Origin of the sequence: Limisphaera sp. VF-2, assembly GCF_049537125.1 — a bacterium.
In the GTDB taxonomy this organism is placed as follows: domain Bacteria; phylum Verrucomicrobiota; class Verrucomicrobiia; order Limisphaerales; family Limisphaeraceae; genus Limisphaera.
Genome location: NZ_JBMVQY010000001.1, coordinates 398841 through 413581 on the forward strand (window position 1 = coordinate 398841; position 14741 = coordinate 413581).

The following is a 14741-nucleotide window of genomic DNA, read 5'->3' on the forward strand; positions in this document are numbered from 1 at the left end:
GCGCCGTCTTGGTCGGCAGCCTCGCTGCAGGAAGCTGCCTTAAACTTCTGCCGGGGGGACTGGAACCATGGCCCCGCACGCAGCAGCGGCCGCGTTTGCCGATTGCATTTTGCCGGTGCCTCGGATAGTTGAGCCCCATGCGTTTCATCGCCAGCCTGATCGAAAAGCTGCAGCGACATCCCAAGCGCATTGTCTTTCCGGAAGGCACCGAGCCGTCGGTGCTTCAGGCGGCTCGCCAGTTCTATGCGTTGCGGCTGGGTGCTCCCATCGTGTTGGGGAATCGCGCCCGGATCCAGCAGGTGGCTCTGGAGCATCAACTTTCGCTGGACGGCATCCGCGTACTGGACCCGGCCGAAAGCGACGACCTGGAAAACTTCGTCGTTCGCTACAATCGCCTGCGCCGTGCCCAGGGCCTCCAGGACGCCGAGGCGCGCGAGGCGATGCTGCAACCCAACTACTTCGCGGCGATGATGCTGGCCATGCATCATGCCGACGGCCTGGTCAGTGGCGCGGCTCATACCATTGCCAGCGTGCTGCGGCCCCTGTTCCAGATCGTGGGCCATGCCCCGGGCACAAAAACCGTGGCGGGCTGTGCGGTCCTGGAGCTGGAGAATCCGCGTTTCGGCGAGGAGGGCGTGCTCTTTCTGGCCGATTGCGCAGTCATCCCCGAACCGACCGTGGAGGAGCTGGCCGAGATCGCCGTCTCCACGGCCCGGCTGGCGCGCCATCTGCTCGGCACCAGACCTCGCGTGGCCCTGCTGTCGTTTTCCACCAAGGGCAGCGCCCAGCACGAGTCGGTCGGACGCGTCCAGGCCGCGACGGCGCTGGCACGGCAGAAGGCGCGCGAGCAACAACTGGAGGCAGCCATTGACGGGGAATTGCAGGTCGATGCCGCTCTGATGCCCGAGCTGGGCCGACGCAAGTGTCCGGACCTGGCCCTGCCCGGCCCGGCCAATGTCCTGATCTTTCCGGAGTTGAACTCCGGCCACATTGCCGCGCGGTTGCTGCATCACGTGGCCCGCGCCGAGCTGTACGGGCCGGTCCTGCTGGGACTGGACCGGCCTGCGGCCAACGTGCCCCGGGGTTCAACCGCCTGGGACATTTTGGGCGCTGCCGCCATTGTCGGCGTGCAGGCCATTCATTACCAAGTGCTCTATCCCGGTGCCGGGGCCTCTCTTCCCGGCGAGACCCGCTCATGAATTCGCTGTCCCTGCTCCTGCTGGCTCACCTGAAGGATCTGCCCGTGTATCAGCCGGGCCGCCCGATCGAGGAGGTCGCCCGGCAATACGGGTTGGACCCGGATCGGATTGTCAAGCTGGCGTCCAACGAAAACCCACTGGGTCCCTCGCCCCGCGCGCGGGAGGCACTGCAAAAGGCCCTGGAGACCGTCCACCTGTACCCGGACGGACACGCCTTTGCGCTGCGCCAACGACTCGCCGCAAAGCTCGGCGTGACCCCCGAGCACCTGATTTTTGGCAATGGCTCCAACGAATTACTCGAATTCATCGGACACGTTCTCCTCGAACCCGGGGTCGATGTGGTCGTGTCCCAGTACTGCTTTGCTGTTTATCCGCTGGTGACCCGGATGTTCGGAGCCAACCTTGTCACGGTCCCCGCGCGAAACCACGCCCACGACCTGGCCGCCATGCGCGCAGCGATCACCCCGCGGACGCGGGTGGTCTTTCTGGCCAACCCGAACAATCCGACCGGCACATGGGCGCCGGCCGCAGAGTTGCGGGCCTTCGTGGAATCCATTCCGCCCACCGTCTTGGTGGTTTTGGACGAGGCATACATCGAGTTCCTCGAGGATCCCCCGGACTTTCTGCCGGACCTGCGCACGGGTGCACGGCCCAACCTGCTTTTGCTGCGCACGTTTTCCAAGATCTACGGTCTGGCCGGACTCCGCGTGGGCTACGGAATCGGCGTGCCCGCATTGATCGCGGCATTGGAAAAAGTCCGGCAACCCTTCAATTTGAACCGGCTCGCTCAAGTGGCCGCCCTGGCGGCCCTTGACGACGAGGAGCATGTGCAGCGGACCCGTCGCAACAACCGCCAAGGACTGGAGCAGCTGCAGGCCGGCTGCCGCGAGCTGGGTCTCCCTTACATTCCCTCGGCCGCGAACTTTTTGCTGGTACGCGTCGGGGACGGCGCCACGGTCTTCGAGGCCCTGCAACGCCAAGGTGTCATCGTTCGCCCCATGGGCGCGTACGATCTGCCCGAATGGATTCGCATTTCGGTGGGCACGCCGGAAGAAAACGCTCGATGCCTGGAGGCTCTTCGTAAAGTGCTGCGCAACGGGTCCGCCGCCACCACTAGGGACTGAGCCGGCCCATTCGTCCGGACACCATCGTCCTTCTTCGGAAGCCTCCTTGGACGCAAGGGGGACTTTCGGGCGTGGCCATTGCTCTGTCGCCGCCGCGGCGAGAGAAGCACGGAATCCATCGCAGGCAGCCAGCGGCGAAGCCGGGTCTGGAGTTAAAGAGTTCGAACAGCATGTGACCAGCAGTTTCCCGGCACAGCCTTGGACTCTGACCCGGGTTGGCCCCCGGATCCATGCGCACGCGCACAGGCCCGTCCAGCAGTCAAGGGGCCACCAAGCAGCTTGAGTACCTCCCCTGCCCCATGTGCGCAGGGTGGCAGTCTGTTGGAAAAGTGGCTGCGTTGCGAGGAGGAGCCTGGATTCTCATGGAACATGGCATCGCGGGCAAAACGACCTTTTCAACCTTCGGGTCGAGAAAACAAATCCGCGGGTCCCATCGAGGCCCTTGTGCCGCCCCGGACATGCGACAGCTTCGGCTCCTGCCGACGCCGGCACAGTCGCGCTCCACTGGATTGCCCTCACCGGATCCAGCGCTCTGCCGGGGCATTGCGGAGCGGCGCGGACCAATTGACCACGCGGTCTTCGCAAGCTGCGCCCGTGCGGTGTTCTCCCAAAGTCCCCGGCCGCACCGCGGGCTCGAACCGCGACAAAGAGTGAGCAGACCTCTGAAAGGAAGCTCGCGTGGCGGACCGCGGGCATCGCCTTCGCTAGAAGCAACCCATGGATGCGACAATCCCATGCGTGGACACCGGGCAAAACGCCCTCCAAGGGCTCCCCGGACTCATGGCTCGTCCACAAGCTGGTGATGCTGAACGTCATACGGGCTACCAGGGCAAAGCAGGCTTCGGCTGTCGCGGCCGCAACCACAGGGCTCGCCCTGACCAGAATTGGCCATGGCCAGCCGGAGATCCAATGGGGCACACTTCCCAATGAAATGGGACCTGAATGGGTCCTCGACCTTTGGAACATCAGAGCTGGCGTAGTTTCGAACCCGACACACGACGATGCAAAAGACCATGACACGACCTGTGCGGAGCCCGAGGATTGCCTGGGCGGTGCTGCTGGCTGTTTGGGGCCTTTGCCGTACTCAGGCCGCCACCACCAATGCCTTTCTTCCCAGTGCCGACACCTTTGTCCGGTTCGGGATCAACCAAGAGGTCAACTACGGGGCGTTAGAATTCCTGGATCTCTACGGAAACGGTACGGCGCGCGATTATTTTGCGTACGTGCGGTTCGACTTGTCCTCGCTGCCGCAGGACGCGCAACTGCTCGATGCAACGTTGCGATTCACCAAGGTGGCCGGAGGCACGCGCAACGACACGCTCACCACGGGGCGATTCCGCGTCCTGGGTCTAAACGACGTGGCCGGAAACACACCTCAGACCTGGGACGAGTTGACCTTGACCTTCAACACGATCGGCTCCGAGTGGGTTTCCGCCAACACCTATGACACCACGCGCGTGACCGATCTGGACGGAGCCAATGAGGTCGCGGACAACACCACGGGCATCGCCTCCATCGGCGGGCCGAACCTGGTGAGTTTTCTCAGCAGCCGGCTGGCCGCCGGCGGGCTGGTCACGTTCATCGTGGACTTTGCCACCACCGAGGGCGGACGCGGATTCGCGTTTGGCTCGCGCGAGAACAGCAATCCGGATGCGCGCCCGCAACTGACCGTGGCCTGGATTCCCGAACCCAGCATGCCTGCTTTGTTGACCCTGGGCGGGCTGCTGCTCCTGGCATGGCATCGACGGCTCCGATAGCCCGCACCGCTTCACATTGAAACGTTGGGCAAGGACCCGCTGGACCGCCCGGCTGACCCGGTCCCTCGCAACAGGGATCGCGGCGGCCGGGTGGTTCATTTTTTCATTTTCCGGCTCGGGGGAGTCCGCGCCCGTGACCCTGACGGTGACGGACCGGTGGTTTGTGCTGGAGAACGGATTGGTGACGGCGCGGATCGAATCCACCTCGGGCGTGCTGGTCTCTCTTCAGTACAAGGGGCGCGAACTGTTGGCGCAGCAGAGTCGCGGAGGCGCTTTGGGCGGTTACTGGTCCTGGGTGGGACAAATCACCGTGGGCCCGCGGCGAGAGCCCCGGGTGCGGATCGACCCCACCCACAACGGCGGGGAGTTGGCAGAGGTTGCCACCGAGTTCCTGCAGGATCCGGCGCGTCCGCCCGCGGCGGTCGAAATGAGTCACCGCTATGCCCTGCGCCGGGGCGAGCCCTGCCTCTATGTCAGTTCGGTCTGGCGACACCGTCCCGGGGACCCGGGTTTTCGGGTCGGTGAAGCCCGTTACGCCCTGAAACTGCATCCCGAGGTGTTCGATTTCCTTTCGGTGGACGCGCGCCGCCAGCGCCAGATGCCGCGCCCGGAGGATTGGGACCGGGGCCAGCCCACCAATCTCAAGGAGGCGCGGCGCCTGGTCACCGGCGCGCACGCCGGCACGGTCGAGCACAAGTACGACTACGCCGCGCGACTGTATGAAATCCCCGCCTATGGCTGGTGCAGCACCCGGCACGCGGTGGGACTGTGGATCGTCCAGCCCGGCTTCGAGTTCATCGCGGGGGGGCCGACCAAGGTGGAATTGACCGGGCACCTGGACGTGAATCCGGGCGGCACGCCCACGCTTTTGCACATGTGGCTCGGCAGCCATTACGGCGGCAGTTCGCTGGTGGTGGGAACCAACGAGGCGTGGAGCAAGATGATCGGTCCCCTGGTGCTCTACTGCAATGAGGGCAAAGACCCCGAGGGGCTTTGGAAGGATGCTTTGGACCGGGCCCGCGACGAGGCTGAACGCTGGCCCTACGACTGGGTGCAGGACCCCGAGTATCCGCCGGCAGCGCAGCGGGCCACGGTTCGGGGGCAGATCCGGCTGCAGGATCCTCTGTTGCGGCTCGATTCCATCAGCAATCTCTGGGTGGGCTTGACCGCGCCGGACTATGCACCACCGCCCGTGACCTTTGGACGGCGGGGTCCACGCACCGTCGGAGCCGGATTGCGCCCGCCTGTTCATAGAGCCGCAGGCGGGACGAATGCCCCGGGGCTGCCTCCCTTCGGCGGTTTCCCCCCTTTGGTGGATTGGCAGAGAGACGCCAAACACTACCAGTTCTGGACGCGCGCAGGTCCGGACGGGAGCTTCGAACTGCGCCATGTGCGGCCCGGCCGTTACACCCTGCATGCGATCGCCGACGGCGTGCTCGGAGAGTTCGTGCTTGAAAACGTGGCCGTGGCGTCCGGCTCCAGGCTCGAGTTGGGGACCTTGATCTGGCGGCCAACCCGGCTGGGACGGACCCTGTGGGAAATCGGGGTGCCGGACCGCACCGCGCGGGAGTTTCGACACGGCGACCATTACTGGCAATGGGGCCTGTACCTGCGATACCCGGAAGAGTTCCCGAACGACGTGGATTTCGAAATCGGCCGCAGCGACTGGCGCGTGGATTGGAACTACGTTCAACCGCCGCGCATTCTGGAATCGCCCGAGGTGGCTCTCGGCGAAGAGGATGAACATTCCGAAACAGCATCCCCGGGGAATGGTTCTTCCAACGCGGTCGGCGTCAAGGTCCTCCCGACCACCTGGACCATTCGGTTTCAACTGTCGGAAACCCCGCGGGGTCGGGCGTTTTTGCGCATGGCGTTTTGCGGGGCCGGCCCCGGCTGCCGGATCGAGGTGGCCGTCAATGGAGAGCCCGTGGGAGACACTGGTTGGCTTCCCCCCACCAGCACCATGCACCGCGACGGGATCGAGGGATACTGGACGGAGCGCCGGATTGCATTCGACGCCGGCCTGCTCCGGGTCGGAGAGAACCGGATCACTCTGCATCTGCCGGCCCGGTCATGGACCCAGGGGGTGCTGTATGACTATCTGCGACTGGAGCTGGACGAACCGGGCGACACAAGGGCGGGGTCTCCCGCAGAAGGAACAAGGCCCCTTCGCTGAGCCTGCAAACCACGGCGTGCGGGTCGGCCGGCGTGGCCCGATGGCCCAGCCGCCTACAGGCTGTTGAGCACGTCGATCATTTGGCGCAGCCGGCCGTAGTCCCTTCGGTTGAAGCCAAAGGCGATGCGGTGCAGCTCCAGGTGGTCCTGGTCCTCCTGTTCTTCCGGGGTGGGCGGGATCCGCTGGATGGGCGGCCCGGTGATGATGTCGGCAAAGTCCTCGTTCAACGCGGCCAGCGCGGTATCCGTGGGCGGGTGTTTGAGGCGGATGACAAAGAGATCCTTCACGAACCGCGTGGAATGGAAGTTGCGATAAAACCGTGTGATGATCCGCACCGCCTCGTCCACGTTGTCCGTGATCCGGTAAAGATTCAGATCCTCCGGCGAAATGAGTTCATCACGCAGGAGATGTTCCCGCACATGTCGGTCCCACGTTTTCCAGTACGTGCCGCCGGGGCGATCGATCAACACCAGCGGCATCAACTGGCTTTTGCCGGTCTGCATGAGGGTGAGTGCCTCATACCCCTCGTCCAACGTTCCGAACCCGCCCGGAAACAACACCACCGCATCGGCATGCCGAATAAAGATCAACTTTCGGGTGAAAAAGTATTTGAACGTCACCAGCTTTTTGTCTTCGCGGATCACCGGGTTGGGATTCTGTTCCCAGGGCAACTGGATGTTGGCGCCGAAGCTCATCTCCGGGCCGGCGCCTTCGTGAGCCGCCTGCATGATGCCGGGGCCGGCCCCGGTGATTACCATGTAACCCGCCGCCGCGATCTTGCGGCCGAATTCCACGGCCTGCTGGTATTCGGGCTTGTGCGGCGCCGTCCGGGCCGAGCCGAACACGGCGACCTTGCGCACGTGGGCGTAGGGCGCGAACAGCCGGAACGCGTAGCGCAGCTCCCGGTTGGCGATCTGAATGACGCGCACGTCGCCGCTGTGGGCAACGTCCGTGAGCAGCTTCAGCGCGTTCTCGATGATGTCCGCCACCGCGGCCTCGTTGTACCCCCCGCCCTTGTAGCGGATCAGCTCCTGGATCCGGCGCTGCAGTTCGGGATCCGGCGGCGGTTTCTCTCGTTTTTCCGTCACAGGCATCGCCCAAGGATAAGCAGATTCGGGCCGACCGCAACGGCCGAGCAGGTTCCCCCCCGGTGGCACCCGCCTGCGCGGGTGTTCGATCGTTCTGCCCGCTTGACCCACCGCTCCCCTCGGCCTTTACTGACGGGCGTTCGGCCCCTCGGGCCCAACGGCAATGTATGATCAAACCCGTACCCATCCCCGCAGAGCTGTTTCAGCAGAATCGAGAGCGGTTGCGCCAGTTGCTGCCGCCACGATCCCTCGCCGTGCTCAACGCCAACGACGTGATGCCGGGCAACGCCGATGCCACGCTCGGCTTTGTGCAGAACGCCGATCTCTTTTACCTGAGCGGCATTTTGCAGGAAGAAACCATCCTGGTGCTGGCGCCGGATGCCAGCAACCCGCGTCATCGCGAAATCCTTTTCCTGCGCCGACCGGACGATCACACCCGGATCTGGGAAGGTGAAAAGCTGAGTCGCGAGGAGGCGCGGCGCATCTCCGGGATCCAGGAGGTGCGGTGGCTTGACGAGTTCCCCGTCGTGTTCCGGCAGCTCATGTGCGAGATGGAATTCGTTTACCTCAACAGCAACGAGCACTATCGCGCCATGCCCCAGGTCGAGACCCGGGACGAGCGCTTCATCCGCCAGTGCCAGCGCCAGTACCCGCTGCACCAGTACCGCCGCCTGGCCCCTTTGATGCACCGGCTGCGCACCGTCAAGTCGCCGCTGGAGGTGGATCTGATCCGCAGGGCCTGCCGGATCACGGGCGAGGCGTTCCGCCAGGTGCTTCCCTGTGTGCGACCGGGGGTGAACGAAGCCGAAGTGGAGGCCGAGTTCGCCCGCGCCTTCCTCCGGCAACGGGCCACCTTCGCGTATCCCCCGATCATCGCCTCGGGACCGAACAACTGCGTCCTGCATTACACCCGCAACGACCGCGAATGCCGTGCGGGTGAACTCCTGTTGTTGGATGTGGCAGCCAATTACGGAGGCTACAATTCGGATTTGACGCGCACGGTGCCCGTCAGCGGCACGTTCACTCGGCGCCAACGCGAGGTATACGAGGCCGTGCTCCGGGTGTTTCGACAGATGCTGCCCCGCATGGTCCCCGGGAAAACCCTCGACCAGCTCCGCGAGGAAGCCGAACAGCTCATCGCCGAGGAGTGCAAGAAGCTGGGCTTACTGGGCCGGAGCACACGGCGCCGGACCGACTCGGACGAGTCCCCCGTGCGCGCGTTCTTCATGCACGGGGTGGCCCACCCCATTGGGCTCGACGTCCACGACGTGCTCCAGCCGGGCCAGAAGATTGCCGCGGGCTGGGTGATGACTTGTGAACCGGCCATCTACATTCGCGGGGAGGGCTTCGGCATCCGACTCGAGAACACCGTCCTGATCACCGAGCACGGGGCCGAGGATCTCATGGAAGACATTCCGATCGAGCCCGAGGCCATCGAGGCCCTCATGCGGCCCCGGCAACCCGGCAAACGCTCCCGCAGAGTTCTCTCGACAGGTTGATGCCCGGCAGCGATCGCTTCCCGTCCTTCGTCTGACCCAACCCCACGGACCGGGCAGAGCCCATGTGGTCCGCGGGCATCCCGGCCGGCGCGTTCGGCATGCCGGGAAGCCGGGCACCGTGTGAAATCCACCGGGCGGCCCCCACCCGGGGGATGTCCTCCACGGAGCAGACGTCCGGCTCAACGGGTCCGGCTCACTTCCGGGGCGCGATGCCGGCCAGACTGAAGGTCAGCTCGATTTCGTCGGCCACTTTGTCCTGGGGCGCCGCCGGGTTGATGCCGAAATCGGAGCGCCGAATCGTGAATTGGGATCGGATCACCAGCAGGTCACCCTGCATCTGACCGTTGGAGCGGGCGCCCAGTTTATCCTTCAGGTAGGTCAGCCGCACCGGCACAACCAATTCCCGGGTCACATCGCGGATGGTCAGCCGGCCCCGCACCCGGGCCGTTACTTCATCCCCCCGGGCCTGCACGTCCTCCAGCGCGGTCGATTCAAACACAATCTCCGGGTACCTGGCCACATCCATCCACTGTCCACTGTGCAGGTGCTGCTTCATCATCGGGTTCGGTACATGGAGGGACTCGGCGGAGACCACCAAACGGCCTCGTGTCGCCGCCGGGTTCTCCGGATCGAACACGACCTTGCCCGAAATGCCCGTGGCGCTGCCACTGATGGACTCCAGGGGCGCGTCCAACCGGAACACCACGTTGTTGACCCCCTTGGGATCCTTGAAATCGAACTCGATCGGTGCCGCACAGGCGCTCGCGGCCACAACCCATGCTCCAAATACCCACCGCATGCTCGGGAACCTGCCCATCATGGTGAATCCACCTCCGATTTGGCACCAACATTGGCGTCGCGGCGGATGACAAAGGACGCACCGGCCACCAGGCCGGCGGCCACCAGACTGGCCGCCAGAAAATCCACGCCCGGCACGAACTTCGGCCGGTAGGTAATGGCTTCCAGTCCGGTGACCTCGTCCAACGTGCGGACCGGCACGCTGGTTTGCGTCCATCCCCAATGAGCACCCCCGGCCCACCACATGCCCACACCGACCATCGCCATCCCCAGGGCCACGGTGCGCAACAGGCTCCGCCAGCTCGGCCGACGCTTCATAAGGCGGCCAAACATAGCGCGGGCAGAGGCACTTGCAAACGGCTCGGGCGTTCGGGCCTTTGCAGGTCTCGGAGTTCCGATCGGCGCAGCCGCCCCGAACCCACGCGGAATTCGCGGGTTGCAATCCGGGCCTTCTGCATCGGGCCCGGCCGGAGTCCCAAACAGTAGCCGGTGAAAAGTCCAAATGGTGCATGCCTCTCGGCCGGGGCACGGGCGTTGCCATGAGGTTTCCTGCGGAAGCATTGCCAAAGTCCGGGGGGAAAACCCAAACGCTCGAGTCGAATTCCGCGGCGTCCCGTCGAGGTCCGCAACCGGGCTGCGTCCCACGGGTACGGACTTACTCGATGTCCTCTGGCGGGGTTTGCCCCGGCTTTACAGCCTTTCTGCAAGGTCTCGTGGACGTCTTCCGGCCGGAACCAACGAGAAACTCCCCTTCGCAAATCGAGTCATTCTGCGCATGGAAGCGCCAAAAGAGAGCCTCCTCCATGGGCTCACCAAAAACGAACAATCAGGAAGGCTGGACCAACACCGAAAGTGGACGCCCAACTGAGCAGGCCCCTGGAAAACGAGCCCGCGCAGATCCGGATGGACACTGTGTGGAAATGCGAATGAGACCGTCCGAGAGACTCTGGCGCGTCCGGGTATTATCCACGGTGGATGCATGGTCGATTCTTTCCGTTGTCCGTCTGCAGGTCCGACCCAGATCCGGGCGGGGCGCTCTTCCGTCCCGGCGCTGCGATGGCAAGTCCGGAACCGACGATCTCAGGACCCGGTTGAAACCCGGCTTCGGCCCATCGGACCGGACGCAACCCGGTCCGGCTGGATCGTGGACAAGCTGCGGCTCAGGCCTGGGCCGGAGTGCGGCGGGGCCGTATCAGCACCGCCTTCAAATCGGAGCCTTCCACTTCGACGCTGGACGTTTCGACGGAGGGATCGTCTTTGAGGGCCTGATGTACGACCCAGCGCTCGTAGGCGTTCATGGGTTCCAGCTCGACAATGTCCCCCCAGCGGCGCACCTTTTCGGCCGCCTCGCGCGCTTTTCGCACCAGTGCCTCGCGTGCCTGGGCACGGTAGCCTCCCACGTCCACGGTCACCTTGGGCGCCTGCGGGTCCTGCTGATACAACAGGCGGTTGGTCAAATATTGGAGATCCGAGAGCACCTGGCCCTGTCGCCCGATCAGGCGCCCCGCGTCGGGCGTATGCACCTCCAGCATCAGACCTTCGGGCAACTGCCGTTCCTCCACGGTGGCTTCGAACCCGAGCAGGGTCAGCAGTCGTTCCAGGGTGGCTTTAGGATTGGCAGGCATAAATCTCATCGGCCGCGCCGCGTCCACCGGGGCCGGGCATCTTCCCGGTAGCGGGCCGGCGGCGTGCCCGGGGCTTTGACCGATGCAGGCGCATCTTCCGGCTATTTCCGTTTCTTCGGCGGCAAACCCGTCGGGGTGGACGGGGCCGGGGCTGGAGCGGGTTCCATGGCCCGTGTCAGCTTGATCTGGAGGATGCTTAACAGGTTTTGCACCGTCCAGTAAAGCGTCAAACCGGCGGAAAAATGGTAGAGGAACACCAAAAAGAGCAAGGGCATCCAGCGCATGAGCTTTTGCTGAACCGGATCCATCCCGGGCGACGGCGGCGTCAAATGCGACTGCCACAGCATCGTGGCCCCCATCAACAACGGCAGCGGATTGATGGGAAAGCCAAAGACATAGAACAGCGTGTCCGGCTTCGAGAGATCGGCGACCCACAAAAACCGCGCTCCGCGCAGTTCGATGGCACTCTGGATCATGTAAAAGAACCCGATGAACACCGGCATTTGCAAAAGCAGCGGCAGGCACCCGCTCATGGGGTTGATTTTGTGCTCCCTCCAGAACTCCATCATTTTCTTGTTCAACTTGGCCGGGTCGTCCTTGTACTTCTCCTGGAGTGCCCGCATTTGCGGCTGGAGGGCGGCCATGCGTTTCATGGAGCGCATGCTGGCCTGGGTCAGCGGCCAAAAGAGGATCTTGATGATCACTGTGATGGCAATGATGGCCCAGCCGTAGGACAACCCGAGCGCATGGTGCAGCCAGTTCATGGACAGCAGCAGCATTTTCGAGAAGAACCCGAAGAAGCCGCCATACCCCATGATCAGGTCCACTTCGTTCTGGAACCGATTGGCGATGCGGGCCAGGGTGCGATACTCCTTCGGCCCGGCGTAGAGGTGCCATTGACGTTCGCGCACGGCACCCGCAGCCAGGGTTTCCTCCGGATACACCACCGCAGTCTGGCAACCATGCGGGGGAGGCCGTGCCCGCACCGGGCCGTCCACGGCTTCGAACACGGGCAGCTGCACATGTCGGCCCACGACCCGCACGGCCGGCTGGTCCTGCATCAGCACCATGGCGAAAAACTGGTTTTGCGCTGCCACCCAGACCACGTTGCTTTCGCCGCCCCGATACTCCGATCGCGGCTGGGGTCGGGTCAGCCCCAGGCACGACCAGAAACCGCGGTTTTGGAACCACGGCTCCAGGACTTCGTGGGTGTCGGATCCATCAAACCACATCAACCCCACGCGGCTGCCATCGTCGTCCGCTCCCATGGGCGCACTCGTGCCCACGACCCACTCCTGGGGGGGCAAGGTCACCGGTTCCGACCGGAGATTCTCCAGCCGCAAACGGACCTTGAGGAGGTAGTTGCTGCCCGGTTCGAATTCCTTGACCACCCGGACACCGTTCGCGAGCGTTTTCTCGGCGCGCACCACCGAGCCGGTTTGTGCGAGCCGGAATTGCCCATCCTCGATCCAGCCGGGATGGCCCAGCAGAGCCAGCATGGGGATGCTGGCAGTGCCGTTGAGCTCGGCGACCTCGTTGGTTCGGCCGTTGACGCGGCTGCGGCGCCCCGGGGTCTCGGGGTATTTCAGCAGTTCCACCCGCTTCAGGCCGCCTCCCCGGGAGGTGAAGGTGTATCGCACTTCCGGCAGTTCCACCACCAGAGTCTCCTCTTCCCCCGGCGGGAGGGCGCTGACAGGGGCGGAGGTCAGGGCGTTCAGGATCGGAGGGGCCGAGGTCAAAGCCGCCTGAAGTTCTGCCACGGGCGCCGAGGTGGACGGGGCCGTCAGGTGGGAGGCCGGGCCGGAAGTGCCGGGATCAGAGTGTGGCGCAGGGGGGACCGGTGGATACAGTCGCGCGACGATGGTCGGCCACAACAACAGCAGCCCCAAACAAATCGCCAAAATGACTATCGACTTTCGATCCATGAAACGTTCTCGTGTTGGATGCCCGTCTCGAAAACCCTCAGGCCGACTCTACTTGCAAACCAGGACTCCCATGCTTGTTCAACCGATTTGCGGCTTGTCGAGTGTCCATTCCGCACGGACCGCGCGTCCGGTTGCGGAGAGAGAAGCGTTCGGGCACGGGATCTTCCCCGAAGCCGCCCCAGGGGTGGCAGCGCATCAGCCGTTTGGCGGCCAGCCATCCACCCCGACACACACCAAACCGCTGAACCGCCTCCAATGCGTAGGCGGAACAGGTGGGATGAAACCGACAACCCAGGCCAGGTCCGGCCAAAGCCGCCAGGACCGGCGAGACCACCCACCGATACAGTCGCAGGCCACACACTACGATGGATCGAACCGGATTCACGCCACAGGTTGTTCCGGCGGGTCTGAGGAGGAACCCGGGGTGTTCGCTTGTGCGCGAGCCCCATCAAGCTGCCCCGGGCGTTCGTTCTGTGCATGTGCGGTCGGCCTCTCCTGCGGGCGCAGCAACCCCGCCTGCTGCAAGGCCCGTAGAAAGTCGGCTTCGACTTCCCGATACCCTTTGCCTGCGATCGAAGGCCGCGCCACCAGCACCAGGTCCACCGGCCGGGCCAAATCCCACTGATGGAGTCGAAACACCTCGCGCAGGAGTCGGCGCGCCCGGTTGCGGACGGTCGCTTTGCCCAGCTTGCGGCCCACCACCACGCCCAAGCGCGAGCCCCGGGCGGGACCTTCGGTCGGCGCCCAGTTTACAATCAGGCACCCTGCAACGATCCGTCTGCCGGCGGTCCGGATCCGGGCAAATTCCCGGCTCCATCGCAAGCGCTGGGCTGCCCCCAGCCGAAATCGCCTCGAGACCTCGGCAGACATGAATGCCTCAGACCGGAGTGAGCCGTTTCCGACCCTTCCGACGTCGTCGGCGCAGAATGGCGCGCCCTCCCTTGGTCGAGTTCCGTGCCCGGAACCCGTACTGGCGTTTCCGACAAATCCTCGATGGTTGGTAGGTTCGCTTCATACACGCTTGCCTCCTCCGACCAGTCCGGCAGGGAAAGCGGGCAAAGCCGACCGGCCGCACCGCCCGCCTCGTGGTCCGGAGCTCTTCAGGCTACCCATCACCCTCCACCTGTCAAGCAACCCCGGCTCATCCTTCCACGAAGCCGGCGCACCTCAGCTACTGGCTTCCCGGCAGCCGGGCGGAATCTCAAGCGCCCTCGGACCGCGAAACCCGAGGCAAACGGCATTTCCCCGGGATCGGCAATTCGGGACGCGCAAGCCGAAATGCGCGCTTCTCCGCGAAGCCCGGTCCGCCCTCAAGGTGCCCCTGGAAAAGAGCCGGCAAAAGAATACGACCTTCGAACCGGAACAAGAAGATCCATTGGGCCGAACCCGGCCAGGGGCCGCAGCAGGACGGTTTTTTCCGAAGCAGCAGCCGCCTCCGCTCCCCGATCCCGCCAATCTTTCATGCGCTGGGCGCCCTGACGGACGCGGGATTGGCCGGCCCGGAGCAGCGCTTGGTACGTCGCCCGCCCGTCGGTCCGTCCTCGCCTGGC

At 64.5% G+C, this 14741-nt stretch carries 13 protein-coding genes; 5 read left to right on the forward strand and 8 right to left on the reverse strand.

Annotated elements, in window-relative coordinates; all coding sequences use genetic code 11:
• Nucleotides 1-137: 137 nt before the first annotated feature.
• The 4 genes from ACPDIT_RS01330 to ACPDIT_RS01345 all read left to right on the forward strand — a co-directional run bounded on the left by ACPDIT_RS01330 (nt 138) and on the right by ACPDIT_RS01345 (nt 6256).
• Entirely contained in the window at nt 138-1199 is a 1062-nt protein-coding gene (locus tag ACPDIT_RS01330) for a phosphate acyltransferase (RefSeq protein ID WP_423440863.1), read from the forward strand.
• On the forward strand, nt 1196-2323 hold the full coding sequence (gene hisC, locus ACPDIT_RS01335) for a histidinol-phosphate transaminase (protein ID WP_423440865.1): 1128 nt from the start codon (nt 1196-1198) through the stop codon (nt 2321-2323). Before ACPDIT_RS01330 ends, hisC begins: the two co-directional genes overlap by 4 nt.
• Nucleotides 2324-3336: 1013 nt before the next feature.
• The gene (locus ACPDIT_RS01340; RefSeq protein ID WP_423440867.1) at nt 3337-4080 is read left to right on the forward strand and encodes a DNRLRE domain-containing protein; all 744 of its coding nucleotides are present in this window, start codon (nt 3337-3339) and stop codon (nt 4078-4080) included.
• Nucleotides 4081-4096: 16 nt separating this feature from the next.
• The gene (locus tag ACPDIT_RS01345) at nt 4097-6256 is read left to right on the forward strand and encodes a polysaccharide lyase family protein (protein ID WP_423440869.1); all 2160 of its coding nucleotides are present in this window, start codon (nt 4097-4099) and stop codon (nt 6254-6256) included.
• 53 nt (nt 6257-6309) lie between these two features.
• On the opposite strand, the gene ACPDIT_RS01350 is transcribed toward ACPDIT_RS01345, so the two are convergent.
• A complete protein-coding gene (locus ACPDIT_RS01350; protein WP_423440871.1) occupies nt 6310-7350 on the reverse strand; it encodes a TIGR00730 family Rossman fold protein in 1041 nt (346 codons plus the stop codon).
• Nucleotides 7351-7511: 161 nt separating this feature from the next.
• Between ACPDIT_RS01350 and ACPDIT_RS01355 the strand changes: the two genes are divergently transcribed.
• Nucleotides 7512-8843 (forward strand): aminopeptidase P family protein, encoded by a 1332-nt coding sequence (locus ACPDIT_RS01355; protein WP_423440873.1) that lies wholly within the window; start codon nt 7512-7514, stop codon nt 8841-8843.
• Between the two features lie 193 nt (nt 8844-9036).
• Here the strand turns inward: ACPDIT_RS01355 and ACPDIT_RS01360 are convergent, their stop codons facing one another.
• The 7 genes from ACPDIT_RS01360 to rpmH all read right to left on the reverse strand — a co-directional run bounded on the left by ACPDIT_RS01360 (nt 9037) and on the right by rpmH (nt 14206).
• Nucleotides 9037-9663 carry a YceI family protein gene (locus ACPDIT_RS01360; RefSeq protein WP_423440875.1) on the reverse strand — a complete coding sequence of 209 codons (627 nt, stop codon included), beginning with the start codon at nt 9661-9663 and terminating at the stop codon, nt 9037-9039.
• Nucleotides 9660-9959, reverse strand: a complete 300-nt coding sequence (locus ACPDIT_RS01365; RefSeq protein WP_423440876.1) for a hypothetical protein — start codon at nt 9957-9959, stop codon at nt 9660-9662. The genes ACPDIT_RS01360 and ACPDIT_RS01365 overlap by 4 nt, the downstream gene beginning before the upstream one ends.
• Before the next feature lie 842 nt (nt 9960-10801).
• The gene (locus tag ACPDIT_RS01370) at nt 10802-11266 is read right to left on the reverse strand and encodes a protein jag (RefSeq protein ID WP_423440878.1); all 465 of its coding nucleotides are present in this window, start codon (nt 11264-11266) and stop codon (nt 10802-10804) included.
• A 101-nt stretch (nt 11267-11367) separates the two neighbouring features.
• The gene (yidC, locus tag ACPDIT_RS01375; protein WP_423440880.1) at nt 11368-13191 is read right to left on the reverse strand and encodes a membrane protein insertase YidC; all 1824 of its coding nucleotides are present in this window, start codon (nt 13189-13191) and stop codon (nt 11368-11370) included.
• 37 nt (nt 13192-13228) lie between these two features.
• Nucleotides 13229-13576: a membrane protein insertion efficiency factor YidD gene (gene yidD, locus ACPDIT_RS01380; RefSeq protein ID WP_423440882.1), complete on the reverse strand. Its 348-nt coding sequence runs from the start codon at nt 13574-13576 to the stop codon at nt 13229-13231.
• Nucleotides 13573-14061: a ribonuclease P protein component gene (gene rnpA, locus ACPDIT_RS01385; RefSeq protein ID WP_423440883.1), complete on the reverse strand. Its 489-nt coding sequence runs from the start codon at nt 14059-14061 to the stop codon at nt 13573-13575. Before rnpA ends, yidD begins: the two co-directional genes overlap by 4 nt.
• A 7-nt stretch (nt 14062-14068) precedes the next feature.
• Nucleotides 14069-14206: a 50S ribosomal protein L34 gene (gene rpmH / locus ACPDIT_RS01390; RefSeq protein ID WP_423440884.1), complete on the reverse strand. Its 138-nt coding sequence runs from the start codon at nt 14204-14206 to the stop codon at nt 14069-14071.
• Between the last annotated feature and the right edge of the window lie 535 nt (nt 14207-14741).